Origin of the sequence: Streptomyces sp. NPDC102467, assembly GCF_044765445.1 — a bacterium.
In the GTDB taxonomy this organism is placed as follows: domain Bacteria; phylum Actinomycetota; class Actinomycetes; order Streptomycetales; family Streptomycetaceae; genus Streptomyces.
Map to the genome: position 1 here is coordinate 37,344 of NZ_JBIWKA010000010.1, position 25,921 is coordinate 63,264.

Consider the following 25,921-nt stretch of genomic DNA (forward strand, 5'->3'; position numbering starts at 1 on the left):
CCGCCTCTAACCCAGGTCCGTCTTCACCGAATCGACCGCATCACGGATCGCCTGATCCGTCGCGTCGAAATCCTTGTTCGCGGAGTTCAGCCCCTGCGCGAGCGTCGCCGCGCAGTCGTTCAGGAAACCGGCCCCCATCTCCCACGTCGCGCAGAATGCCGTGAGAGCCTTGGCCGCATCGTCGTCGCCGAGGTCGTCGCCCGCCTTGGACGAGTCCTCAAGGTCCACCTTCTTGACCGGCGTGAGGATCTCAAGGATGTCCCCCGCGCCCTTCTTCAGCGTCCCCGGCCCTACTCCAAGGTCGGTTGTCACTGCCCCCTCCATTTCCTTCACGGTAATGCGGAGGCAAACCCTACCGGCCGGGAGTACTTCGGATCGCACTCGAGAAGTGACCCCTTCGAACGCGGGCAATTCCTTCACAGAGTCTGCGAGTTGTACGCGAAGCGCCCTCACACCTTGAGCGACACATCGACGGCGGGACGGAACATCTATTCCCATGGATGTGCCAGAAAGAAGCCGCAGAACATATCCACGGCCCCGTCCTCTGCCTCGTGGCGCTACTCGCCGTCGGACGCTCGGTGATTCGGGTATCGCCACGGTCGGCTCGCACGACCATGTGCAGCCGCGGGGTAGCGAGTTCCGGCTTCCGCCGTCATGCGCCGCGCTCCCTGCCGCCCCGCCTGCGTCGCGCGTCCCGTACCGCCACCGCCGCGCCCGCGAGACCCAGGACCACCACTACCGCGCCGACCGCGGAGTAGGTGCCCAGGCGGGAGTTGCGTTCGTCGGCGGTTTCGCCGAAGTGGACGGCTGCGAGGTCGGGGGGTTCGACGTTGGTGACTGCCTTGTCGGGCTCGGGGGACTCGATCGGGTTCTTGGGGTCGGCGATCTCGGTGACCGCCCTGACCGGGTCGACGACACCCCAGCCCACCCGGTTGTCATGGCCGGGGATGGAGCGTTCCGCCGTCTCCTCGATCTGGGCGACGATCTGCTGCGCCGTCCAGTCCCTGTGGTGCTGCTTGAGGAGCGCGGCCACGCCTGCCACGTACGGGGCCGAGAAGCTCGTGCCGTTGTCCGAGCAGTGGCCGCCCTTGGGGACGGTGGAGATCATGTCGACGCCGGGGGCCGCCACACCGACGAAGTCGCCGGACTGGGAGAAGGTGGCCCGCTCGTTGTTGCGGTCCGAGGCCGCGACCGCCAGGACTCCCTTGTAGGAGGCGGGGTAGGTGGCCTTCTGGTTGCCGCCCAGGCCGTCGTTGCCCGCCGAGGCGACCACGACCACCTTCTTCTGCAGGGCGTTCTCGACGGCCAGCGCCAGGGCGGAGTTGGCGGCCAGCGCCTTCTCCGTGTCCTGGGAGATGTTGATGACGTCGGCGTGCGCGTTGTTCACCGCGTAGTTGATCGCGTCGGCCAGCTTGTTCGAATCGCCGTGGCCCTCGGCGTCGTTCTGCTTGATGGGGATGATCGTGGCGTCGGGGGCGAGGCCCACGAAACCCGTGTTCTTCTCGTCCTTGCGGGCGGCGATGATGCCGGCCACGCGTGTGCCGTGGCCGACCGTGTCCGTCGTGCCGTGTTCGTTGCCGCGGTCCGCGATCTTCTCGCCCTTGTCGTCCTTGGGCGGAAGGAAGTTCTTGCCCGCCGACACCTCGACCGCGTCGGCGAGTTGGGGGTTCTTCGTGTCCACCCCGGTGTCGATCACCGCGACCCGGATGCCCTTGCCCGTCGCGCTCGCCCACAGCTCGTCGAGGTTGACGCGCTGCAGCGACCACGGGCGCCCCTTGTAGTCCTTCCCGCCGAACGTGCACTCCCCGCTGTCCGCCACCGCCGGCGCCGCCGGCAGCGCGAGCACCGACACGGAAGCCGTCAGTGCCGTGGCCGCGACCAGTGCGCCGGGGCGCCGCAGGACACGCTTCAAACGCCTCATGTGCTTCACGTTCTTTGTACTCGGCATCAGTTGGTGGCCCCTCCCGTTCCCATTGCGCCCGGTCGCCGCTTACGAACCCTGCGGCTGACCCGCGTCCGGCTGGGACAGGCGCGGCCCGGTGGGCAGGAACGTGGACCAGGTCATGGGGACCGGCTGCGCCGTCACCTGGTCGTAGCCGAGCAGCTTCTGCGTGATCTTCGTTTCGTTCTCCAGCTCCTTGCGCTTCTTGGCGGAGGTGCCGACGCTCGTGTCGCTGGAGATGCTGTCGCCGTTGGACTGCAGTGCATAGCGCAGGCCGGTGTCGGTGACGAGGAAGATCTGGCCCGTCTTGGTCGCCGTGCCCTGGATCTGGCGGAAGACCTGGCCGGAGCCCGGCGTGACGTACGCGCTGGAGGAGCCGGACGGCAGTTCTTTGGGGAAGTCGGTGCCGACCCAGGTGGAGAGCGTCGTGCCGCCGGTGCCGACGGTGCGCAGGACGTTGCAGGCGGTGTTGCGGCCGCTGGTCGCGCTCGTGCCGTCGTTCACGGTCTCCGGCTGGAGCGTGGGCCAGGCGGCGCCCTCGCCCTCGAACGGGACGCTGGAGTCGACCGCGGCAGGGTTCACCTGCTGTGCCTTGACGGAGGAGTTGACGTCGACGAGCTGCTCGCTGTTGAGCAGGAGCCGCGAGGTGAACTCGGAGATGCGCGCGACCTTGCCCTGGAGCACGACGTAGTACTGCGTCTTCGTGCCGTCGAGGGACTTGAGGACCGTGCCGACCTTGTCGTACTGCGCGTTGCCACTGCCCGCGACGGCGTTGGCCGTCTGTCCGGCCTGGCCGGGGACGGTCGGGATGGAGACGGGAGTGCCCTGGTGCAGCGTCTTGAGCCACTCCGACGAGACCCGCTGCGGGGCCCGGTTGCGGGTGTCGAGCGCGCGGAGCACGCCCACCTGCTCGGGGTCGGCGATCGGGTACGCGGTGCCCTTGGCGTCGACGACGTACTGCTTCTTCGTGACCGAGTCGGCCACGTACATCAGCTGGCCGCCACTGAGCCGGTTGCGGCCCTCGGTCTTCTTCCAGTCCTTCTTGGCGAAGACGAACGCCGCCTTCTGGATGGCCCGGCCGCCGTCGCTGGGGCGCTCGCACACCATCCAGCGCTTGGCGGCCTTGGCCTCATCGGCGGTCGGGAGGCGATCGGGGGCGTAGGGGATGCCGAGGGTGGCCCCGTGCGAGAGCTTGCCGTTGTCGAGGACGCCCTCGTCGACGGTGACGACCTTGTCGGTGTAGTCGTTGAGGAGCAGCTTGGCCGATGCCATGTTCAGGACCGGGTGGAGCTGCTTCTGCTTGCCCGTCGTCAGGACCACGTAACGGGTGGTCGAGTCGCTCGCGACGATGACGTTCGTCGCCGTCTTGTCCCAGCCCTGCGGCGCTGTCGGCTTGAACATCCCGATCCCGCCGAAGACCGCGAGGATCACCACGCCCATGATCGTGCCGGGCAGTACCGCGCGCAGCGGCCTGGGTGCCCCTTCCTCCGAACCCGACGGAGAGGGCTGTACGAAGGAGGCAAGAGTGCGTCGCTTCGCGAAGGTATAGGCGTTGAGTTCGTCCCGCCGTGATGCCATCTGTGTCCGCTCTCTCCCCGTGCGGAGCCGTGGGGGCGCGTTCCCCCGACTTCGGTCGACCGGTGTCGACTGTGCGTGCCTCGGGCCGCCGATCGACTGTCGTGCGGCTGCCGTGGCTGTCAGACCCGGCCCCTACTATGCCTGTTACGACGTTGCGCGTGTGGCACGGGTAGGGTGCTGAGCCCTTCCAAGGGGCCCGCCGGGCCTTTTCGAGGAGCCTTTGCGCATGGGATTTCGGGAGAGTTCGGGGGGTTTGGAGTGATGGCTTCCGCAACGCGGGCTCGATCGCGGTCGCAATCGAGGTCACGATCGGGTGACCGTTCTGGACAGGGTTCGCCACAGGGCTCCCCTTCTCCTTCACAGATGTCGCACATTCCTGCACAGAACTCGCGCGACTCCCGTTCGGGTACCGGGTTCCAGGCGCCGTACCGCGGGGCCGTGACACCGCATTTGAAGTCGCGCTCCGGCCGCGGCGGTTCGTTCCGCGCGCAGCGACTCGTGATGATCGAGGCGGCCGCCGCCCTCGTGGTGTGCGGCTGGGTGGCCGGGACGGCCGCGATGATGGCGACCGGCGCCGTCGCCGCCGTTCTGCTGGTGCTCGCTCTCGTACGCCGCCGGGGGCGCTCCCTGCCGGAGTGGCTGGGCACCGTGCTCGCGATGCGGGCCCGGCGGCGCACCGCGGCGGGCACACCGGTGCCGCCGGGGACCGAGCCCGGTCTCGCGCCTGCCGTCGAGTGCGACCCGAGCCTGCGGACGTACAGCCACAACCGCGGGGACGACCGCGACCAGCGTCCTGTCGGCATGGTCGGGGACGGCGGCTTCCTGACCGCCGTGCTGCAGATCGAATCGGACGCCACCGCACTGCGCGCCGAGCGAAGCCGCAGGCCGCTGCCGGTCGGCCTTGTACGGGACGCCCTCGAAGTGGACGGCATCCGACTGGAGTCGGCGCAGATCGTGCTGCACACGCAGCCCGCCCCCGCGCTGCACCTGCCGCAGCAGTCGGTGGCCGTGAGCAACTACGCGCCTTTGCAGGCGCAGACCGGGTCGCCGGCGGTGCGCATCACATGGATCGCGCTGAAGCTCGACCCCGAGCTGTGCCCGGAGGCCGTGGCCGCCCGTGGCGGTGGCGTGATCGGCGCGCAGAAGTGCCTGGCGCGCGTCGCCGAGCACCTGTCCAGCCGGCTGCGCGGCGCCGGGTTCCGGGCGAGCGTGCTCACCGAGGAAGAGCTGATCTCCGCGGTCGCCACCTCCGCGTGCGCCAACCCGATGGTGACCGCGCAGGCCGGACGGAGCGAGGCGCCGCAGCGGCGCACCGAGGAGTCCGGGCGCAGCTGGCGCTGCGACAACCGGCGGCACACCACGTACTGGGTGCGCCGTTGGCCCCAACTGGGCGCGGGCGGTGCGACGTTGCCGCAGCTCGTCGCCCAGCTGACGACGGTGCCCGCGCTCGCTACGACGTTCAGTCTGACGCTGGCCAAGGGCGACCAGCAGGACGTCACGATGGCCGGACACATGCGGATCACGGGGCGCAGCGACAGCGAGCTGACCACCGCCCGGCGCGATCTGGAGCGGGCCGCGCGCCAGGTGCGCACCGGGCTCGTCCGGCTCGACCGTGAGCAACTGCCCGGTGTACTCGCCACTTTGCCGCTCGGAGGTGCCCGCTGATGGCCACGACCAGTCAGCTTCCCGATCTCGGTGAGCGCCTGCGGACGGGGTTCGGGCTGCTCGGCCCGCGCCACCAGCGGCACTCCCTCTCCCCCGAGCAGCTCGACAGTCTGGCGCTGCCCATAGGGGACGACGGTGTGGTCGTCGGCGTGGATGCCGAGGGGCAGCCCGCGGTGATGGGCGTCAACCGCCCGACGCCGTACGACATCGTGCTCATCGGCGGCCTGTGGACGGCGCAGGTGCTCGCGCTGCGGGCGGCCGCGACGGGTGCGCGGGTGGCCGTGGAGACGGGCCGCGCGCAGGCGTGGGCGCAGCTCGTACAGGCGGTCGGCGGCGGTCAGTCGGGGATGACCGTGCACGACGTGGGGCGCGTGCCGCCGCAGGGCGCCTCCGCCGGCGGCCCCGTGCTCGTCATCCGTGACTGCGGCATGCGGCCCCCGCGCGGACGGGTGGCCTCCGCGCCCTGGCAGTCCGTGCTGACGCTGCTGCCGTACTTGAGCCCGGTCGCGCCGCGCCTGATGCGACAGGCCCGGCTGGTGGGCGTGCAGCGGGTGTCACCGGACGAGGCGACCGAGATCGGGCGCGTGATAGGGCTGCCGCGCGGTGAGTACGAGTCGCTGCCGACGCTCGCCGACGGCGTGACCCTGTGGTGCACCGACCGCGACCGGCAGTACGTGATGACGCAGGCGACGGACGCCGAGACCGGATTGTTGGGAACCGCCCGGCGGATGGACTGAGTCGGCGGCGCGTGGCGCCGGCGTCCCGGTGTCGCGGCCCGCGACCGGCGAACTCCAGCCCCTATCCGTATGATTCGGACATTTGTCGGCGTTGAGCGGTGCTCGTTCGTCACGTTTTGGTGTACGTCCGCGGTGCGCCCGAGCGCTGTCGGGCCCTACGTGACGCAGCGGACACCGCGACGGGGTGGACGGGCCTGCCATGCATGTGGTTTTCGTGATTAGGCTGGGGCAGGACGTGTTGTGAGCACTCGTGTGCGGGTGCCGCGTACGTCAGGGGGCCAGGGGTCAGCCCGGCGGATCGACAGGAACGGTCGGCCCCCAGCACGGCACGAGGGTGCTCGACCACACCAGGAGGCATTGTGAACAGCGATCGGGACGATATCCGCGGGGGCTGGGATTCACCCGTCGATGATCAGTCCGACGCGGAGTCCAGTGTCGAGATGACGGGCGAGTTCACCATCGACTACGCCCCGCCGGCCTGGTACACGCAGAACGCGTCGGCGTCCGGTGCCGCGCCCGAGCCGCCCGCGCCTCCGGTGCCGCCGGCCCCGGCGCCCGTTCCTCCGGCCCCTGCCGCCCCGGGCCCGGTCGCCCCCGCACCTGTCGCCCCCGCGCCGGACTCCGGTTCCGGGAACGGGGACTTGGAGAGCGGCGCGACCATGAAGTTCTCCGCGGCCTCGCTGAAGCGGGAGTTCGCGGAGCTGGCCGCCCTCGGCGAGCAGCAGAACACCCCTGACGCGCAGAGCCCCGACGCCGCCGCCTCGTCAGGCGCCGGCGCCGGTACCGCGCCCGATGAGTCGCCGCGGTCCTGGGTGGACACGCACGGCACCTCCGGCGAGAACGCCGCAGAGCCGGTCCGGTCCACCGAGCCCTCGACCGGGGCCTCGACCGATACCGACTTCGCGCCGGTCTCCGCGGACGCCACGGACAGCACGGACGCCGCGACGAGCGAGGACGCCCAGCGGGAGGCGGGCCGGGAGGCGGACGAGGAGACTCCGGACGCCGCCACCGCCGCCGTTACGGAGCCTGACGCGGAGGGCGAGGCGGAGCCCACCGCTGCCGCCGCCCCGACCCCGACCCCCGAAGCCGCACCCGCGGCCCCCGGCGACGTACCGCACGCGCCCCCCGCGGCCTGGACTCCCCCGCCCGCGCCGGACGGCGGTGTCCCGCCGCTGCCGCCGGCGTTCCAGCCTGCCGCACCGCCCGCCGCGCCGCAGTGGACCGAGCCCGCCCCGGCGCAGCAGCCCCCCGCCGCGCCGCCTGCCTGGCCCGCGCAGCCCGCTGCCGCGGCGCCCGCACCGCCGGCTCCGCCCGCGCCTCAGCAGACCCCGCCGCAGGGCGGCTACGGCTTCCCGCAGCAGCCGGCGCAGGGCGGCTACGGCTTCCCGCAGCCGCCCGCGCAAGCACAGCCGCAGCCCCCGGTCCAGGGCCATCCGGCACCCAACGCCCCTGCCCCGCAGCCCGGTTACGGCTTCCCCCCGCAACAGGCACAGCCCCAGCCGCAGCCCCCGGCCCAGGTCCCACCGCAGCAGCAGCAACCGCAGCCCCCGATGCCGGGCTACCCGCAGCCCCAGCCCCCGCAGCAGGCACAGCCCCCGCAGCAGCCGGGCTACGGCTTCCCCCCGCAGCAGCCCCAGTCGGGCCAGCCGGGACCGCAGCCTCCGGCCCCCCAGCCCCCGTACGCCGCTCCGCAGCAGCACGCCCCGACGGACCCGCGCACCGGTGCCGCCTGGCCGCAGCCGGTGCAGCACGACCAGCGTCAGCCCACGAACGTCGGCGGCGCCCCGCTCGGCTACACGGCGGCCGTGGAGCTGTCGGCCGACCGGCTGCTCAACAACAAGCGGCAGAAGGCGAAGAGCACCCGCCCCGGCGGTGGCAACGCGCGCTTCAAGCTCGGCGGCAAGAAGGAAGAGGCCGAGCGGCAGCGGAAGTTGGAGCTGATCCGCACGCCGGTCCTGTCCTGCTACCGGATCGCCGTGATCAGCCTCAAGGGCGGCGTCGGCAAGACGACGACGACCACGGCGCTCGGCTCCACCCTCGCGACCGAGCGGCAGGACAAGATCCTCGCGATCGACGCCAACCCGGACGCGGGCACGCTCGGCCGCCGCGTGCGCCGCGAGACCGGCGCGACCATCCGTGACCTGGTGCAGTCGATCCCGCATCTGCACTCGTACATGGACATCCGGCGGTTCACCTCGCAGGCGCCGTCCGGCCTGGAGATCATCGCGAACGACGTGGACCCCGCGGTCTCGACGACGTTCAACGACGAGGACTACCGCAGCGCCATCGACGTGCTCGGCAAGCAGTACCCGATCATCCTGACCGACTCGGGTACGGGCCTGCTCTACTCCGCGATGCGCGGCGTCCTGGACCTGGCCGACCAGTTGATCATCATCTCCACGCCGTCCGTGGACGGCGCGAGCAGTGCCAGTACGACCTTGGACTGGCTGTCCGCGCACGGCTACGCCGACCTCGTCTCGCGCTCCATCACGGTCATCTCCGGAGTCCGCGAGACCGGCAAGATGATCAAGGTGGAGGACATCGTCAGCCACTTCGAGACGCGCTGCCGCGGTGTCGTCGTGGTCCCGTTCGACGAGCACCTGTCGGCGGGCGCCGAGGTCGACCTCGACATGATGCGGCCGAAGGTGCGGGAGGCGTACTTCAACCTCTCCGCGATGGTCGCGGAGGACTTCTCGCGCGCCCAGCAGCAGCAGGGCCTGTGGACCTCGGACGGCAACCCGCCGCCCACCATGGCCCCGCCGGTCCCCGGCCACCAGCAGTACCCGGGACAGCAGCCCTACCCCGGTCAGCAGCCCTACCCGGGCCAGCAGCCGTACCCGGACCAGCAGCAGCCGCCCGCCCCGTACCCGCCGCAGGGTCCGCCGCCGCCCGCGCAGCCGCAGCAGCCGGGTCCGCAGCCCGGCTGGCAGGTGCCGCCGCCTCCGCCGGGGTCCCACCAGCAGCCCGGTCAGCAGGAGGCACAACCGGCCCCTCAGGCAGCACCTCAGCAGCCGGGGCCGCCCCCGGGTTGGCAGCAACAGCCGCCTCAGCAGTAGGGGCAACTCCCCGAAAGGCCCGCACCATTGGACGGTGCGGGCCTTTCGTGTGTTCAGGAGCGTATCGCCGCGTTATGGGCGATCCGGCGCCACGCGCTGGCCTGCAAAGCGACAGAGGTCTCGACCAATGGGCGTGAAATGCGGGTCAACTCGTTATTTCCGCAGGCCACATGGGGTTCACCTGCCGTTGACGTGCGTCAACTGCCGCTGGTAGACCAACACTTCATTCCACCTGAAAACTCAGAGTCCAGCCGGGCTGTGCGAGCGATGCGTGAGGTCCCCGACCGATGGATACACAGGCTCAGCAAGACAAGCACCACAGAACGGCCCGCCCCGGGCGCCGCGGCGTGCGGCTCTTCCTGGCGGCCGGTGCCGCCGCCTTCACCCTGACGGCGGGCCTGGCCACGCCGCTGAACCCGGCCCCGCAGCAGGCGCAGGCCAAGGCCGACAGCGGTAAGAAGACCCTCACGGTGGCCGTCGCGCAGAGCGTCGACTCGCTGAGCCCGTTCCTGGCACAGCGTCTGCTCAGTACGAGCATCCTCCGCCTGACGAACGAGTTCCTGACGAACTACGACCCCAAGGACAACCATGTCGTCCCGGGCTTCGCCACCGCGTGGAAGCCGTCAGCCGACAAGTTGACGTGGACGTACACCATTCGGTCGAACTCGAAGTGGTCGGACGGCCAGAAGGCGACCGCCAAGGACGCGGCCTTCACGTTCAACAAGATGATGACCGACGAGGGCGCGGCCACCGCCAACGGCTCGTTCGTCAGCAACTTCAAGAAGGTCACGGCGCCCAGCGACACCCAGCTGGTCGTCCAGCTGAAGAAGCCGCAGGCGACGATGACCGCGCTCGACGTCCCGATCGTGCCCGAGCACATCTGGAAGGACGTCAAGGACTACTCGAAGTTCAACAACGACGAGAAGTTCCCGATCGTCGGCAACGGCCCCTTCACGCTGACCGAGTACAAGACCGACCAGTACGTGAAGCTGAAGGTCAACAAGAGCTTCTGGCGCAAGTCGAAGACGCCGCAGTTCGACGAGATCGTCTTCAAGACGTACAAGGACCAGGACGCGGCGGTCGCGGCCCTGCGCAAGGGCGAGGTCTCCTTCGTCGCCGGCTCCCCCGCGCTGACGCCCGCGCAGGCGGCGTCGCTCAAGGGCGAGAAGAACATCAAGGTCAATGAGGGTCCGGGCCGTCGCTTCTACGCGATCGCGGTGAATCCGGGCTGGCAGACCAAGGACGGCAAGAAGTTCGGCGACGGCAACAAGGCGCTCCTCGACCAGAAGGTGCGTCAGGCGCTGTTCCGCGCGGTCGACACCAAGACCATCGTCGACAAGGTCTTCCAGGGCCACGCCGTGCAGGGTGCCGGGTACATCCCGCCGCGCTTCTCCGAGTACTTCTGGCAGCCGTCGGACAGCCAGAAGCTCTCGTACGACGCGACGGACGCGGGCAAGATGCTCGACCAGGCGGGCTACCCGCTCAAGAACGGCAAGCGCGTCGGCAAGGACGGCAAGCCGCTCGACTTCCGCATGCTGTGCCACGCGACCGACCCGAACGATAAGGCGGTCGGCAAGTACCTGAAGGAGTGGTGGGGCAAGATCGGCGTCGGCCTGAAGCTCAACTGCGTCGACGACGTCTCCGTGCCCTGGTACGCGGGTGAGTACGACCTCGCCTTCGACGGCTGGTCGGTCAACCCGGACCCGGACTTCGTCCTCGGCATCCACACCTGCGCCGCGCTGCCCACCAAGGCCCGGGAGACCGCGGCGACCGACAACGGCATCTGCGACAAGACGTACGACGAGCTCTACAACAAGCAGCTCGCCGAATACGACCCGGCCAAGCGCGCCGGTTACGTCAAGCAGATGGAGTCGTGGCTGTACGACTCCGGGTACATGAATGTCATGGCGTACCCGAACGCGGTCGAGGCGTACCGCACGGACCAGATCAAGTCCATCCAGACGATGCCCACCGCGGCCGGCAACATCTACGGCCAGGACGGGTACTGGAGCTGGTGGTCGGCCGAGCCCGCCGCCGCGTCGAGCAGCGACTCGGACTCGTCCGGGCGCTCCACCGGCGCCGTGGTCGGGATCGTCATCGCCGCGCTTCTCGTCATCGGCGGCGGCGGCGTCTTCTTCGTCATGCGGCGAAGGACCACGGCGGACGACCGCGAGTAGTCAGTTCCTACGAACCGGTCGACACCCGCACGAGTAACGAGAGTTCGCAGGAACCATGACAGCTGACAGCACTCCGGCGCTCGTGCAGCCCGCGGAGTCGCCCGACGGCGAACCGGCCTTCCCGGCCGGGGCGTCGCCGGGCGCCCGCGGCCCACGGGCCCGCAACACCAAGGCGTACCTCCAGTACGCGGCGGGGAAGATCGCGGGCGCGATCGTCTCGCTCTTCGCCGTCCTCGTCACGAGCTTCTTCCTCTTCCGCCTCATCCCGAGCGACCCGGTCAAGCAGATGACCGGCGGCAAGCGGGTCTCCGAGCAGCAACTGGAGAACCTGCGCCACCAGTTCGGCCTCGACCAGCCGATGTGGAAGCAGTTCACGTCGTACATCGGGGACGCGCTCACCGGCGACTTCGGCACCTCGTACCAGTTCCACACCCCGGTCATCGACAAGATCGCCGACGCACTCCCGGCGACGCTGCTGCTGACCGGCACGGCGTACGTCCTGTACTCGGCGCTCGGCATCTGGCTGGGGACGCGCACGGCCTGGCGCAACGGTTCGCGCAGCGACCGCTTCAACACGGCCTTCGCGCTGACCCTCTACTCGATCCCGTCGTTCTGGCTCGGGCTGCTCCTGATCATCGTCTTCGCGGTGGGCATCGGGCCGATCCCCGGCATGTTCCCCACCGGCGGCCTCGAATCGGGCGGTGAGACCGGATTCGCGTACATCATCGACGTCGCGCACCATCTGATCCTCCCGGTCATCACGCTCGTCGCGGTCGGCTACGCGCAGACGCTGCTCGTCATGCGCTCCTCGCTGCTCGACGAGATGGGCAGCGACTACCTGACGACCGCGCGCGCCAAGGGGCTGCGGGACGACGTGGTGCGCCGCAAGCACGCGGTGCCGAACGCGATGCTGCCCACGTTCACGCTGATGTTCGTGAACCTCGGGCATGTGGTCGCCGGGCAGATCCTGGTCGAGACGGTCTTCTCCTGGCCGGGTCTCGGCGGGCTGTTCTACTCGGCTCTGTCCGTGCCCGATCTCCCGCTGGTCCAGGGCCTGTTCTTCGTCTTCGCCACCGCGGTGATCCTCGCGAACACCCTCGCCGACATCCTCTATCCGCTGCTCGACCCGAGGGTGGGCCGATGACGACCGAGACCGCTCCCGTCACGAAGACGGGCAATCCGCGGGCGCTCGCGAGGGCCCGCAAGCGCCAGTCCCTGGCCCGTTTCTGGCATACGTACCGTGCGCACCGGAGCGGTCTGTGGGGCCTCGGCCTGCTGATCCTGATCGCGCTCATCGCCGTGTTCGCGCCCGCTCTGGTCGGCTCGGACGCGCAGAGCGTGACGGACGCGCCCGGCGGCCCGCTGGAGGGGCCGAGTGGTGAATTCCCGCTCGGCACCGACCAGTTCGGCCGCAGCGTGCTCGCTCTGCTGGTGTACGGGGCGCGGGTCTCGCTCACCGTGGGCCTGCTCGCGGCGTTCCTGTGCGTGGCGATCGGCACGGTCATCGGGATCGTCGCGGGGCACTTCCGCGGCTGGTACTCGACCGTGCTGATGCGGATCACGGACTGGTTCCTGGTGATGCCGACGCTGGTCCTGGCCATCGCGCTTGCCACGGTGATGGACCGCTCCATGTGGACGGTGATCATCGCGATCGGCGTGACGACCTGGCCGACGACGGCCCGGCTCGTGCGCGCCCAGACCCTGGCCGTGGAGTCACGGCCGTACATCGAGCGCTCCCGTGCCCTGGGCGGCGGCCACAGCCACATCATGACCCGGCATGTGCTGCCGAACGTGATGCCGCTGGTCCTCGCCCAGACCACCATGATCATCTCGTCCGCGATCCTCACCGAGGCGACGCTCGCCTTCCTCGGCCTGTCCGACCCGACGATCACCTCGTGGGGCGGCATGCTCCAGGACGCGCGCGAGGCGGGCGCCGTCAGCGCGGGCGACTGGTGGTACCTGGCCCCGCCCGGCATCGCCATCGCCGTCGTGGCGCTCGCCTTCACGCTGTGCGGCCGCGCGATCGAGTCCGTCCTCAACCCGAAACTGGGAGCCCGGTCATGACACTGCTTCAGGTGAACGACCTGACGGTGACGTACGCCGGCGGGGCACAGGCCGTCCGCGGCGTGAACCTGTCCGTCGAAGCGGGCCACAAGCTCGGCATCGCGGGCGAGTCGGGCTGCGGCAAATCAACACTGGCGCTGGCGCTTCTGCGCCTGCTGCCCGCCGGGACGAAGGTCACCGGCGAGATCCTGCTCAACGGCGAGGACATCCAGACGATGAAGTGGGGCCGGGTCCGCGCGGTGCGCTGGGCCGGTGCCTCCATCGTCTTCCAGGGCGCGATGCACTCGCTCAACGCCGTGCACCGCATCGGCGACCAGATCGCCGAGCCGATCCTGCTGCACAAGAAGGCGACGCAGGCGGGCGCGAAGAAGAAGGTCGCCGAGCTGCTCGAACACGTGGGGCTGCCCACGTCGCGCGCGGCGGCGTATCCGCACGAGCTCTCCGGCGGCCAGCGCCAGCGCGTGATGATCGCGATGGCGCTCGCCTGCGACCCGGAGCTGATCATCGCGGACGAGCCGACGACGGCCCTCGACGTGATGATCCAGGCCCAGATCCTGCGCCTGATCGAGCAGTTGGTGACGGAGCAGGACCTCGGGCTCATCATGATCAGCCACGACCTGGCGGTCCTCTCCGACACCTGTGACCGGCTCGCGGTGATGTACGCGGGCCGCGTCGTCGAGGAGGGCCCGGCGGCGCAGGTCTACGAGAACGCGCTGCACCCGTACGGGAACGCCCTGTCGGCGGCGTTCCCGACGATCGGCGACCCGGCGTCCCGGTTCGCGCCGCGCGGCCTGCCCGGCGATCCGCCGGACCCGTCCGCGCTGCCCTCGGGCTGCACGTTCCACCCGCGCTGCCCGGTGGCGCTCGAGGTGTGCGCCGTCGAGGACCAGGCGCTGCGGGACGCGGGGCCCGGGCGCCGGGCGGCCTGTGTCCACGTATCGAGTGGCGGGACAGACGCGTTGGACGTCGAGGCAAGGAGCACCACGGCATGACGGACACCGGCATGACAGATTCCGGCGTGACGGGTACTGGTGTGAAGGGCTCCGGCGGGACGGGTACCGGCGTGACCGGCACCCGGGCCCTGTTGTCCGCGGACCAGTTGAAAGTGACGTTCCCCGGCCGGCGCGGCGCTCCCGAGGCACGGGCCGTGGACGGCGTCGACCTGGACATCGAGCCGGGCGAGATCGTGGCCCTGGTCGGCGAGTCCGGCTGCGGCAAGACGAGCCTGGCGCGCACGCTGCTCGGGCTCGAACGGCCCTCGTCGGGGCAGGTCACCTTCGCCGGTGAGCCGCTGAACTACGGGTCCCGCGCGCTGAAGGCGTACCGCAAGCGGGTGCAGCTGGTGCTGCAGGACCCGAGCGGTTCGCTCAACCCGCGGCACACGGTGTACGACGCGGTGGCGGAGGGCCTGCGGATCCACGGGTACGCGGGCGATGAGCGCGAGGCCGTCTCGAATGCCCTGTCCCGGGCAGGGCTTCGGCCTCCGGAGCGCTTCTTCCTGCGTTATCCGCACGAGCTGTCCGGCGGGCAGCGCCAGCGCGTCGTCATCGCGGGCGCACTGGTCCTGGAGCCCGAACTCATCGTCGCGGACGAGCCGGTCGCTTCGCTGGACGCGTCGGTACGCGGCGAGATCCTGGCGCTGCTGCTGAAGTTGCGGGACGAGCTGGGGCTTTCGGCGCTGGTGGTCACGCACGATCTGGGTCTGGCGTGGAACATCGCGGACCGGGTGGCGGTGATGTACCTGGGCCGGATCGTGGAGACGGGCGCGGTGGAGGAAGTCCTGACCTCGCCCCAACACCCCTACACCCAGGCCCTGTTGTCGGTGCTGCCGGAGGCTCCCGGCGATCCGGTGGTCCTGAGCGGTGAGCCACCGGATCCCTCGCGGATTCCTGGGGGCTGCCGGTTCCATGCGCGGTGCCAGGTTCTGGCGAGCGGGGAGGCCGAGCGGGCCGGTGTCTCCGACGCGTGCCGGACCGTGGATCTGCCGGTGCTTTCGGGTGGCGGCGGGTCTGAGGTGGCCTGTCATTGGGCTCGGGCGCGTGTGGCGGAGGGTGCGCCTTAGGGTCTGCCTCCTGCTTGCTTCGTGGGCGACCGCGGGCCGGTGGGGGCTGATCGCGCAGTTCCCCGCGCCCCTGAAATGCACACTGCGTGCGCCATTTCATAGGCGCGCATCACGCGCCCCCTGGGGCAGCGGCGAAGCCGCAACGCCCCCAGGGGCGCGGGGAACTGCGCGACCAGCCCCCACCGGCCGGCACCCGGCAACGCACCCACACCCGCACCCGCACCCGCACCCGCACCCGAGCGGAGCGCTTCAGCTCTTGTGGAACGCCGCCGCCTGTCCGACCTCGTAGTCGCCGGCCGGCTGCTGGACGATGACGTTCAGCCGGTTGAAGGCGTTGATGCTGGCGATGAGGCACACCAGCGCGCCGAGCTGGTCCTCGTCGTAGTGCTTGGCGGCGTTCGCCCAGGCCTCGTCCGTGACGCCACCGGCCGCGTCCGCGAGGCGCGTGCCCTGTTCCGTCATTTCGAGGGCGGCGCGCTCGGCGTCGGTGAAGACCTTGGCCTCGCGCCAGGCGGCGATCAGGTTGAGCCGCAGCGAGGTCTCCCCGGCGGCCGCGGCTTCCTTGGTGTGCATGTCGAGACAGCCCGAGCAGCCGTTGATCTGGCTGGCGCGGATCTTCACCAGTTCCTGCGTCGCGGCCGGCAGCGTCGACTCCATGATCGGCATGTTCGCCCCGACGAGGCGCTTGACGAACCCCATGGCGGACTTGCTGGCGAACATGTTCAGACGAGCTTCCATGACGGGCTCCCTGTGCCGTGGTGAGTGCTTTCACCGACGAGACGGATCGGGCGGGCCCGTTCGTGACATGCCCGGAGTGTGACCTACGCCACCAGCCCCGGCGTCACTACGCTTCGTAGGCCTCGACGAGCTCCCGCGACTGCTTCACGTCGTTCGCGATGGCCTCGATGAGCTCGTCGAGCGAGTCGAACTTCGACATGCCGCGCACGAACGCCAGGAAGTCCACGGCCACGTGCAGCCCGTACAGGTCAAGGCCCACCCGGTCGATGGCGTACGCCTCGACGGTACGCTCGACGGCGTCGAACTGGGGGTTCGTCCCCACCGAGATCGCCGCCGGCATCGCCTCGCCGTTCACGTGCAGCCAGCCGGCGTAGACGCCGTCCGCCGGGATCGCCGTGTGCGGCAGGGTCTCCACGTTCGCGGTGGGGAAGCCGAGCTCGCGCCCGCGCTGCGCGCCGCGCACGACCACGCCCTCGACGCGGTGCGGCCGGCCGAGGATCTCCCGGGCCCCCTCGACATCGCCCTCGGCGACGAGGCGCCTGGTCAGAGTCGAGGAGAACGGCTGGCCGCCACCCGCGGCGCCGCTCACGTACAGGTCCACGACCTCGACCTCGAAGTCGTAGGTGCCGCCCTGCTCGGCGAGGAAGTCGACGTTGCCCGCGGCCTTGTGCCCGAAGCGGAAGTTGGGGCCCTCGACGACCACGCGCGCGTGCAGTTTGTCGACGAGGACCTTCGCCACGAACTCGGCGGGCGACAGCTTCGAGAACTCGGTGGTGAAGGGGAGGATCAGCACGGCGTCGACGCCGAGGTCGGTCATCAGCTCGGCGCGCCGGTGGTGCGGCGCGAGCAGCGGCGGGTGCGAACCTGGGCGCACGACCTCACTGGGGTGCGGGTCGAAGGTGACGACAACGGCGGGAACGCCCAGCTCACGCGCGCGCTCCACGGCCCGCCCGATGATCAACTGGTGCCCGCGGTGCACCCCGTCGTAGGAGCCGATGGTGACGACGCTGCGCCCCCAGTCCTGGGGAATGTCCTCCAAGCCACGCCAGCGCTGCACGGTGATTGCTCCTCGCAAACCTGTGTACGACGAATCCGTCTCTGCGGTCTCTGCGGCCTCGGCGGTCCCGACGATCTCTGTGTCCCATACCGATTACGCAGCTCTAAGAGTGCCATGCCGACCGCCCGCGGCTCTCATCGGGCGGGTTGACAGGCTCTCAGACGGGGACGGGTACCCCGGCCAGGTTCTCGATCATCCGCCGGGCGCTCGGTCCGACCAGCGCCGCCCACTCCTGGGGCGCGGCCGCGAGCCAGCCGGCCAGTCGCGCGGCGAACCCCGGCACGCTCCGCGCGAGTTCCACCAGGCGCCGGTCGAAGCACGCGGCGCCCTCCGGCGTACGGACGAGCAGCATCCCCGTACGGCGCACCAGCTCCCGCGTCCGGGGCTGCCCGCGCCGCACCGCGCCCCACGCGACGGCGTCCAGCACCGCGCCCAGGACCGCGGGTTCCCGCTCCTGCCCGAGCAGGACGTCGAGCAGCTCGGCCCGCGGCCCGCGCGAGGCGGCCGTACCGGGCGCGGCGAGGACGGGCGCGAGCGCGGCGCGGACGGCCACGGGCCGGGCCCGCAGCAGCTCCACGACGAGCGGGAACAGTACGGCGCGCGCGGCGGACCCCTGCTCCAGGCGCCGGTCCACGAACGTCGCCACGTGCCCGGCCGCGGTCTCGGGCGCCGCCCGCGCCAGCTCCCCGACGAGCGCGGCCGCGCGCCGGGCCAGGTCGGGCGAGGTGATGTCGGCCAGGGTGCGCAGCAGGTCCCCGACGCCGGGGCCCGGTTCCTGCAGCCGGGCCTGGAACGCCACGAACACCGCTTCGGGGTGCGTGCCGAGGGCCGCGGCCAGCGCCGACGCGGGCAATTGCGGATCCCCGGCGACGAACCACTGCAGGGCCCGCGCCAGATACCCGGACCGCGACAGCGGATCCCGTACGAGCAGGGCGAGCGCGGCACCGTGCAGCGTGCGGTCGCAGGGGCGGGCCAGCAGGGCGAGCGCGGCGTACCGCAGCAGCCCCCGGTCGGCCTCGTCCGTCGCCCGGACGGCCGCCCGCAGCCCGTACGCCGCGGCCGCCACGCGTCGCGCGGGCCGCTCGTCGTGCGCCCACCGGTCGGCGGCCCGGCAGAGCGCGGACGGCTCCTCGTCGGCGAGGACCGCGAGCAGTTCGTCGGCCCTCGGGTGCGCGCAGTCGACGAGCGCCTCGACGAGGTCGTCGACGGCCCGGTGCCGATGGGTGTGGAGCAGGGCCTGCGCCGCGGTCGCCACGGTGGCGTCGGGCCGCGCGGGCAGCGGCCGCTCGTCGTCGAACCACCGGGTGAGCAGCCGCTGTGCCCGGTCCGGCTCGGCGGCAAGGGATTCGGCGACGGCGTCGAGATACCGCCCGCCCTCCTCCCGGCCGTCGTGCACGACGAGTCGCCGCAGCAGCTCGAACCGGAGGTCGTCGTCCACGGGCAACGCGGTCCAGAACCAGGGCCCGAAGGCGCCGCGGTCGGCGAGCTCTTCGAGGACGGGCACATAGGCGCCGACGTCACGGACGCCCAGCAGTACTTCGCTGACCAGGTGCGAGGCCCACCGGCCTGCTTCACCGGCGCTTACCGCATCCGCATACGCGTCATCGGGCGCGGGCTCGGGCTCGGGCTCGGGCGATCCGATCCAGCCGCACAACTCCCGCAGCCGTTCACCGAGTTCCTCCGTGCCGCCCTGCCGCTCGACCAGCAGCAGCGCCCGCACCACGGGTCCCGCCCGGTGGCGCGGCACCGGTACCGAGCCCACGCGGTGCGAGCGCCGGAACACCAGGGCGTCCAGGGCCGCGTCCAGATCCAGGTGCATCCCCTGTATCCAGTCGGCCACTTCCTCGTGCGCGAAGCGGTACCCGCCGCCCGCGGGCACAAGGACCCCCTCCGCCAGCACGGCCGACGCCCACCCGCTCACCCCGCGGCGCGTCCCCCACGGGAACAGCTCCTCGAAGGTCCTCCGGTCCAACTCGCCCTGTCCCGGGCCCAGGCTGCGCCGCGCCGCCTCGTGCAGCTGCCCGGACACGCGCGCGGCGAGCCGCCGCACCCCGCTGCCCCGCACGCGTCCCGAGGCGGCGAGCCGCACCGCCACCCGTAGACACATCAGGTCCAGGTACGCCGCGAACACCTCGTCGCGGTCGGGGCACCCGGCCACCTCCCCGGGCAACGCCGCCCGGACCTCGCACAGGAGTCGCAGGGCGAGCGGATGCTCCGCGTCCCTCGGCGCGAGCGCGCCCTCGGGGATCCCGAACCGCTCGCGCGCCCGCCGCGCCTGCTCCGCCGCCAGGTCCCCGATCCGTACGCACGCGGGGAGCCGTCCGGCGTGCCCGTGCAGCACCTCGGCGTCGAACAGGGTCCCGGCCTGCTCCCAGTACTCCGCGCGGCACGCCACGACGAGCCGCACCCCCGAGGCCGTCAGCCGGCGCTCGGTCTCCCGTGACCACGCGGCGAGCCGGTGCGCGAGCACGGGCGGCATCTCCTCGGGCCCGTCGAGCAGCAGCACGAGCGGCTGCCCCGCCTCGCGGGCGACCCCGGCGACGCGCTCCGGCGAGATGTCCCCCAGCTCACCCGCCTCGGCGTCCCGGGACGCGGCCACGATCCGGCCGGCCCGCTCCAGGGCGCGCCCCACCGCGTCGGACACCGAGGTGTCGTCGGCGCGCAGGTCGGCGCCGCGCAGCCACAGGGTCGGCGCGGCACTCTCGCCTCCGGCCCGCCGGGCGGCGAGCGCGGCGAGTTCGGTCGTACGGCCGCAGCCCGGGTCCCCGACGAGCGCGAGCACGGCCGCCCCGCCCGTCGTGAAGTCGGCCAACTCCCTTACGACATCGGGCCGTTCGACCGGCTCGACGCCGGGATGGCCGGGGCCGTCGCTGCCCACCGAGACCGCGGTCAGGTGGAGCACCCCGGCAAGATTCAGTTCGGCGCCGTATACGGGAACGGCGGCGGCGTTGCGGGCCAGCAGAGCAGCGAGCCGCGGCTCGGCGACGGCGGCCGCGCGCAGCGGCACCGCGAATCCGGCCGCCTGGTGCCCGGCCTGCAGGGCTGTCCCCAGGACCGCGATCACGGCGCCGGTCTCCGCGTCGAGGACGGGCCCGCCCGCGGCCCCGCCGCCGAGCCGCAGCGCATCGGCCCCCGCGGTCCCGACCGCCAGCTCCATGGCGCTCTCCAGCCGATGGAACCGGTCGGTCGCGGTGTACGTCACGTCCACGTGCCCGAGCACCCGGGCCTCGCGCCATCCGGCGGCGGCGATCCGTACGTACGCCCCCGGCTCCCGGAGTCCGTCGGCCGCGACGGGCAGCGGTGCGGCGCCGAGCCCCTCGGTGTGCACCAGTGCGAGGTCCACCTCGGGCAGCGCGACGACCGACTCGGGGCCCACCACGCAGGTCGCGCCGCCCGGCCCGTGCAGCACCACGCGGCCGAGCCCGTCCATCGCCTCGTGACTGGTGACGACGGTCCCCCGGTCGTCCGCGACGAACCCCGTCCCACGCGGCCGCCCGGCCAGATCACAGATCCGTACCAGAGGCGGATCCACCATGCCGCGCCCCTCCTGCCGCTGTCCGCCACGCCCCGTTTTTTCGACGGTAGGCGCGCGATGATCAGCTGGACAGGACGCGAGGTGAACGCGCCCCTTCCGCTCCCCCGCTTCACTCCGAGCGCCTGCCCGAAGGGGTGAACTCGACGGGCGTGGCGGATAGACCATAGGAGGGGAACAAGGGGGAACGTGGAGCGGCGGCCACCCAGAGACCGGACAACCGCCGCTCCACCGAAAGAAGAAACGGACCCGTGAGCCGGACCCCTGAGCCGGGCCCGACAGCCGAACCCGTCAGCCGAACACGGCCAGGCTCTTGGCCTTGCCCTTCGACTCCTCGACCAGCGCGAGGAACTGACCGTCCGCGCCGAACACGGCGACGGCCCCCCGGTCGGCGTACTCCCCGGGCATCTCGAGCCGTACGCCGTTCAGGAGCAGCTTCCCGCGGCGCTCGTCCACGTCCCACCGGGGGAACGCGGCGGTCGCGGCCTCGCCCACCGGCAGCACGGTCAGCTCCTGCTGGAGCTGGTCGAGCGTGTGCGCCGAGTCGAGCTTGTAAGGGCCGACACGGGTGCGGCGCAGCGCGGTCAGGTGGCCGCCGACCCCGAGGTCCGCGCCCAGGTCCCGGGCGAGCGCCCGGATGTAGGTGCCGGAGGAGCACACCACGGACACGACCAGGTCGAGCACGGGCGTGCCGTCCTCGGCGACGCCGTCCCGGACGTCGTACACGGCGAAGGACGAGACGGTGACCGGCCGCGCCGGGATCTCGAACTCCTCGCCGTCACGGGCCCGCTTGTAGCTGCGGACGCCCTTGATCTTGATGGCGCTGACCTTGGACGGCACCTGCATGATGGCGCCGGTCAGCTTGGCGACGCCCGCGTCGACGGCCTCGCGCCGGACCCCGGACGCGTCGGTGGACGAGGTGATCTCGCCCTCCGCGTCGTCGGTCAGGGTGTTCTGGCCCAGGCGGATGGTGCCCAGGTACTCCTTCTCGGTCAGCGCGAGATGGCCGAGCAGCTTGGTGGCGCGCTCGACGCCCAGTACGAGCACGCCCGTCGCCATCGGGTCGAGGGTGCCCGCGTGGCCGACGCGGCGGGTCTTGGCGATCCCGCGCATCTTGGCCACGACGTCGTGCGAAGTGAAGCCCGACGGCTTGTCGACGATGACAAGTCCGTCGGGCGGTGGGGTGCGGTCGGACATGCTCAGGCGTCGCCGTCCGTCTCGTCGTCGGCAGCGTCGTCGTCCTCCGGCTTGCGGTACGGGTCCGCGTCGCCGGCGAACGTGGCGCCCGCGGACGTCTCGCGTACCTTCTCGTCCGACTGCCGCGCCTTGTCGAGGAGGTCCTCTATGGTCTTGGCGTTGTCGGGCAGCGCGTCCGCGACGAAGGTCAGGGTCGGCGTGAACTTCACGCCCGCGGCCGCGCCGACCGCGGAGCGCAGAATGCCCTTGGCACTCTCCAGCCCGGCGGCCGCCTCGGCGCGCAGCTCGTCGTCCCCGTACACCGTGTAGAAGACGGTCGCTTCCCGCAGGTCACCCGTGACACGGGTATCCGTGATGGTGACGTGGGTGCCGAGCCGCGGGTCCTTGATCCCACGCTGCAGCTTCTTGGCCACCACCTCTCGGATGAGGTCCGCCAGCCTCTTGGCGCGCGCGTTGTCGGCCACTGGTCCGTCTCCTTAGTAACTGTCTCGCTTGTTGCTTCAGTCTTCGTCGCTGTGGAGCCTGCGTCGAACCGAGAGCAGTTCCACCTCGGGCCGCCCGGCGACCAGACGCTCGCAGCGGTCCAGTACGTCGGTGAGGTGTCCCGTGTCCCCGGAGACCACCGCGAGCCCGATCTCGGCCCTGCGATGGAGGTCCTGGCTGCCCGTCTCCGCCGCACTCACCGCGTATTTGCGCATGAGTTCGGCGACGATCGGACGAACGAGGGAGCGTTTTTCCTTCAGCGAGTGAACGTCGCCGAGGAGCAGATCGAAGGACAGAGTCCCCACATACATGTGTGTATCCGGATGTCCCGCCGGTTCGGGTTCGTATGGGCGCACTTGCGTTACGCCGATACAGAAACCGTACACGCAACGGCCGGGGCCGATCGACGGAAATAAGTTCCGCCGACCGGCCCCGAACCTTTACTGCGTGGTGCTGCGTGGTACTGCGGAGATCAGCCGCGCGGCTTCTCGCGCATCTCGTACGTCGCGATGACGTCGTCGACCTTGATGTCGTTGAAGTTGCCGAGGTTGATACCGCCCTCGAACCCTTCGCGGAGCTCGGTGACATCGTCCTTGAAGCGACGCAGACCGGAGATGTTGAGGCTCTCCGCGATGACCTTGCCATCGCGCAGCAGGCGCGCCTTGGTGTTGCGCTTGACCTCGCCGGACCGGACGAGCACACCGGCGATGTTGCCCAGCTTGGACGACTTGAAGACCTCGCGGATCTCCGCCGTGCCGAGCTCGACCTCTTCGTACTCCGGCTTGAGCATGCCCTTGAGGGCCGCTTCGATCTCCTCGATGGCCTGGTAGATCACCGAGTAGTACCGGACGTCGACGCCCTCGCGCTCCGCCATCTGCTGCGCACGGCCGGCTGCCCGGACGTTGAAGCCGATGACGATGGCGTCGGAGCCGGTCGCCAGGTTGATGTCGGACTCGGTGACCGCACCCACACCGCGGTGCAGGACACGGATGTCGACCTCGTCGCCGACGTCGAGCTGGAGCAGCGAGGACTCGAGAGCCTCCACCGAACCGGACGCGTCGCCCTTGATGATGAGGTTGAGTTCCTGCACCAGACCGGCCTTGAGGGCCTCGTCCAGGTTCTCCAGGGAGAACCTGATGCCACGGCGCGCGAAGTTGGCGTTGCGCTCGCGAGCGGCACGCTTCTCGGCGATCTGACGGGCCGTACGGTCCTCGTCCACCACCAGGAAGTTGTCGCCGGCACCCGGGACGTTGGTGAGGCCGAGGACGAGGACCGGAGTCGACGGACCCGCCTCTTCCACGTTCTCGCCCTTGTCGTCGAGCATCGCGCGGACTCGGCCGTACGCGTCGCCGACCACCATCGTGTCACCGACGCGGAGGGTACCGCGCTGGACCAGGACGGTCGCGACGGCGCCGCGGCCCTTGTCCAGGTGGGACTCGATCGCAATACCCTGCGCGTCCTGCTCCGGGTTGGCCCGCAGGTCGAGCGAGGCGTCCGCGGTCAGGACCACGGCCTCGAGGAGGGCTTCGATGTTCTCGCCCTGCTTGGCGGAGATGTCGACGAACATCGTGTCGCCGCCGTACTCCTCGGCCACCAGACCGAACTCGGTGAGCTGACCGCGCACCTTGGTCGGGTCGGCACCCTCGACGTCGATCTTGTTGACCGCGACCACGATCGGCACGTCGGCCGCCTTGGCGTGGTTCAGCGCCTCGATCGTCTGGGGCATGACGCCGTCGTTCGCCGCGACCACGAGGATCGCGATGTCGGTCGACTTCGCACCACGTGCACGCATGGCGGTGAACGCCTCGTGACCCGGGGTGTCGATGAAGGTGATCTTGCGCTCTTCATTGTTCACCTCGGTCGCGATCTGGTACGCGCCGATGTGCTGGGTGATGCCGCCGGCCTCGCCCGCGATGACATTCGTCTTGCGGATGGTGTCGAGGAGGCGGGTCTTACCGTGGTCGACGTGACCCATGACGGTCACGACCGGCGGACGGGAGACCAGGGCCTCTTCGCCGCCCTCGTCCTCGCCGAACTCGATGTCGAAGGACTCGAGCAGCTCGCGGTCCTCCTCCTCCGGGCTGACGACCTCGAGGACGTAGTTCATCTCGCCCGCGAGCACCTGGAGGGTCTCGTCGGAGACGGACTGCGTGGCAGTGACCATCTCGCCGAGGTTCATCATCACGGCGACGAGCGACGCCGGGTTGGCGTTGATCTTCTCCGCGAAGTCGGTGAGGGACGCACCGCGCGACAGGCGGACGGTCTGTCCGTTGCCGCGAGGCAGCATGACGCCGCCGACCGACGGGGCCTGCATGGCCTCGTACTCCTGGCGCCTCTGCCGCTTCGACTTGCGACCACGACGGGCGGGCCCGCCGGGACGGCCGAACGCACCCTGCGTGCCACCACGGGCACCGGGGCCACCGGGACGACCGCCACCGGGACGACCGGCGAAACCGCCACCGCCACCGGGACGACCGGCGAAGCCGCCGCCACCGCCGCCACCACCGGGACGACCGGCGAAACCGCCGCCGCCACCACCGGGACCGCCCGGACGACCGGCGAAGCCGGGACGACCGCCGCCGCCGCCACCGCCACCGGGACGACCACCACCGCCGCCGGGACCACGGCCACCGCCGGGGCCACCACCGGGACGCGGGCCCGCGGCGGGACGCTGCGGCATCATGCCCGGGTTCGGACGGTTACCACCGGGGGCACCGCCGGGACGCGGACCGGCCGCGCCGCCCTGCGGACGAGGCATGCCGCCCGGGGTCGGACGGGCGCCGCCCTGACCCTGCGGACGGGGACCACCCTGGCCGCCACCCTGCGGGCGCGGGCCGCCGGGGGCACCCTGGCCACCCGGACGCGGGGCGCCACCCGGACGGGGCGCCTGCGGGCGCGCCATGCCGGTGGAACCACCAGAGGTGAAGGGGTTGTTGCCGGGGCGCGGACCCGCGGGACGGGCGCCTCCCGGACGGGGAGCGCCACCCTGGCCGCCCTGGCGCGGGGCGCCCTGACGGTCACCGCGGTTGTCGCGGTCGCCACCACGGTTGTCACGGTCGCCACGGCCCTGGCCCTGGGCACCCTGCGCGGGGGCCGGACGGCCACCGGGCTTGGGGGCACCGGGACGGGCGGCCGGACGCGGCGCGCTCGCAGCCGGGGCCGACGAAGCGGCCGGGGCGGCGGGAGCCGCGGGGGGCGCTGTGAACTCGGGTGCGGCCGGCGCGGGCGAAGCGGGCTTGGGAGCCGGCTTCGCGGGGGACGGACGCGGACCCGGCGTCGCGGCCGGGGCGGCGGGCGCCTCGGCAGCGGGCGCCTCGGCGGCGGCCGGCTTCGGGGCCGGCGGGCGCGGCGCGGCAGGCTTCGCGGCCTGCGCGGGGGAAGGGGTGGGACGCGGCGCCGCGGGCTTCGCGGGCGCGGCCTTCTTGGCGGGCTTGCCGCCGTTGCCCTGCTGGAGGGCGTCAGTCAATTTGCGTACTACCGGCGCCTCGATCGTCGAGGACGCCGAACGTACGAATTCACCGAGTTCTTGGAGCTTGGCCATGACGACCTTGCTCTCGACTCCGAACTCCTTGGCGAGTTCGTATACCCGGACCTTAGCCACTTCGCTCCTTTTAGGTCCGGGTTACGCCGGAC

At 71.3% G+C, this 25,921-nt stretch carries 18 protein-coding genes; 8 read left to right on the forward strand and 10 right to left on the reverse strand.

Annotated elements, in window-relative coordinates; genetic code table 11:
* Positions 1-6: 6 nt before the first annotated feature.
* The 3 genes from ACIREE_RS21550 to eccB form a co-directional block, all read right to left on the reverse strand.
* Positions 7-312 carry a hypothetical protein gene (locus ACIREE_RS21550; protein WP_404154377.1) on the reverse strand — a complete coding sequence of 102 codons (306 nt, stop codon included), beginning with the start codon at positions 310-312 and terminating at the stop codon, positions 7-9.
* A gap of 340 nt (positions 313-652) precedes the next feature.
* Positions 653-1,921 carry a type VII secretion-associated serine protease mycosin gene (gene mycP / locus ACIREE_RS21555; protein ID WP_404154380.1) on the reverse strand — a complete coding sequence of 423 codons (1,269 nt, stop codon included), beginning with the start codon at positions 1,919-1,921 and terminating at the stop codon, positions 653-655.
* 69 nt (positions 1,922-1,990) lie between these two features.
* Positions 1,991-3,520: a type VII secretion protein EccB gene (gene eccB, locus ACIREE_RS21560; RefSeq protein ID WP_404154382.1), complete on the reverse strand. Its 1,530-nt coding sequence runs from the start codon at positions 3,518-3,520 to the stop codon at positions 1,991-1,993.
* A 261-nt stretch (positions 3,521-3,781) separates the two neighbouring features.
* On the opposite strand from eccB, the gene eccE reads away from it, so the two are divergent.
* From eccE to ACIREE_RS21600, 8 genes are all read left to right on the forward strand, one after another.
* The gene (gene eccE, locus ACIREE_RS21565) at positions 3,782-5,185 is read left to right on the forward strand and encodes a type VII secretion protein EccE (protein ID WP_404154385.1); all 1,404 of its coding nucleotides are present in this window, start codon (positions 3,782-3,784) and stop codon (positions 5,183-5,185) included.
* Positions 5,185-5,922, forward strand: a complete 738-nt coding sequence (locus ACIREE_RS21570; protein WP_404154387.1) for a hypothetical protein — start codon at positions 5,185-5,187, stop codon at positions 5,920-5,922. Before eccE ends, ACIREE_RS21570 begins: the two co-directional genes overlap by 1 nt.
* A 359-nt stretch (positions 5,923-6,281) precedes the next feature.
* Positions 6,282-8,978 (forward strand): SCO5717 family growth-regulating ATPase, encoded by a 2,697-nt coding sequence (locus tag ACIREE_RS21575; protein WP_404154389.1) that lies wholly within the window; start codon positions 6,282-6,284, stop codon positions 8,976-8,978.
* Between the two features lie 287 nt (positions 8,979-9,265).
* Positions 9,266-11,155 carry an ABC transporter substrate-binding protein gene (locus ACIREE_RS21580; RefSeq protein ID WP_404154392.1) on the forward strand — a complete coding sequence of 630 codons (1,890 nt, stop codon included), beginning with the start codon at positions 9,266-9,268 and terminating at the stop codon, positions 11,153-11,155.
* A gap of 55 nt (positions 11,156-11,210) precedes the next feature.
* On the forward strand, positions 11,211-12,299 hold the full coding sequence (locus ACIREE_RS21585) for an ABC transporter permease (RefSeq protein ID WP_404154395.1): 1,089 nt from the start codon (positions 11,211-11,213) through the stop codon (positions 12,297-12,299).
* Positions 12,296-13,219, forward strand: coding sequence for an ABC transporter permease (locus tag ACIREE_RS21590; RefSeq protein WP_404154399.1), 924 nt, complete (start codon positions 12,296-12,298; stop codon positions 13,217-13,219). The genes ACIREE_RS21585 and ACIREE_RS21590 overlap by 4 nt, the downstream gene beginning before the upstream one ends.
* Positions 13,216-14,211: an ABC transporter ATP-binding protein gene (locus ACIREE_RS21595; protein ID WP_404154401.1), complete on the forward strand. Its 996-nt coding sequence runs from the start codon at positions 13,216-13,218 to the stop codon at positions 14,209-14,211. The genes ACIREE_RS21590 and ACIREE_RS21595 overlap by 4 nt, the downstream gene beginning before the upstream one ends.
* Positions 14,208-15,281: an ABC transporter ATP-binding protein gene (locus ACIREE_RS21600; RefSeq protein WP_404154404.1), complete on the forward strand. Its 1,074-nt coding sequence runs from the start codon at positions 14,208-14,210 to the stop codon at positions 15,279-15,281. The genes ACIREE_RS21595 and ACIREE_RS21600 overlap by 4 nt, the downstream gene beginning before the upstream one ends.
* 249 nt (positions 15,282-15,530) lie before the next feature.
* Here the strand turns inward: ACIREE_RS21600 and ACIREE_RS21605 are convergent, their stop codons facing one another.
* From ACIREE_RS21605 to infB, 7 genes are all read right to left on the reverse strand, one after another.
* Positions 15,531-16,019, reverse strand: a complete 489-nt coding sequence (locus tag ACIREE_RS21605) for a carboxymuconolactone decarboxylase family protein (protein ID WP_404154407.1) — start codon at positions 16,017-16,019, stop codon at positions 15,531-15,533.
* Between the two features lie 106 nt (positions 16,020-16,125).
* Positions 16,126-17,076 (reverse strand): bifunctional riboflavin kinase/FAD synthetase, encoded by a 951-nt coding sequence (locus tag ACIREE_RS21610; RefSeq protein ID WP_404154409.1) that lies wholly within the window; start codon positions 17,074-17,076, stop codon positions 16,126-16,128.
* A gap of 157 nt (positions 17,077-17,233) precedes the next feature.
* Positions 17,234-20,611: a trypsin-like peptidase domain-containing protein gene (locus ACIREE_RS21615; protein WP_404154412.1), complete on the reverse strand. Its 3,378-nt coding sequence runs from the start codon at positions 20,609-20,611 to the stop codon at positions 17,234-17,236.
* A gap of 288 nt (positions 20,612-20,899) precedes the next feature.
* Entirely contained in the window at positions 20,900-21,805 is a 906-nt protein-coding gene (truB, locus tag ACIREE_RS21620) for a tRNA pseudouridine(55) synthase TruB (RefSeq protein WP_404154415.1), read from the reverse strand.
* Positions 21,806-21,807: 2 nt separating this feature from the next.
* Positions 21,808-22,269: a 30S ribosome-binding factor RbfA gene (rbfA, locus tag ACIREE_RS21625; RefSeq protein ID WP_404154417.1), complete on the reverse strand. Its 462-nt coding sequence runs from the start codon at positions 22,267-22,269 to the stop codon at positions 21,808-21,810.
* Positions 22,270-22,305: 36 nt separating this feature from the next.
* Positions 22,306-22,599, reverse strand: a complete 294-nt coding sequence (locus ACIREE_RS21630) for a DUF503 domain-containing protein (RefSeq protein ID WP_404154420.1) — start codon at positions 22,597-22,599, stop codon at positions 22,306-22,308.
* Between the two features lie 161 nt (positions 22,600-22,760).
* Positions 22,761-25,889: a translation initiation factor IF-2 gene (infB, locus tag ACIREE_RS21635; RefSeq protein WP_404154423.1), complete on the reverse strand. Its 3,129-nt coding sequence runs from the start codon at positions 25,887-25,889 to the stop codon at positions 22,761-22,763.
* Positions 25,890-25,921 lie beyond the last annotated feature (32 nt).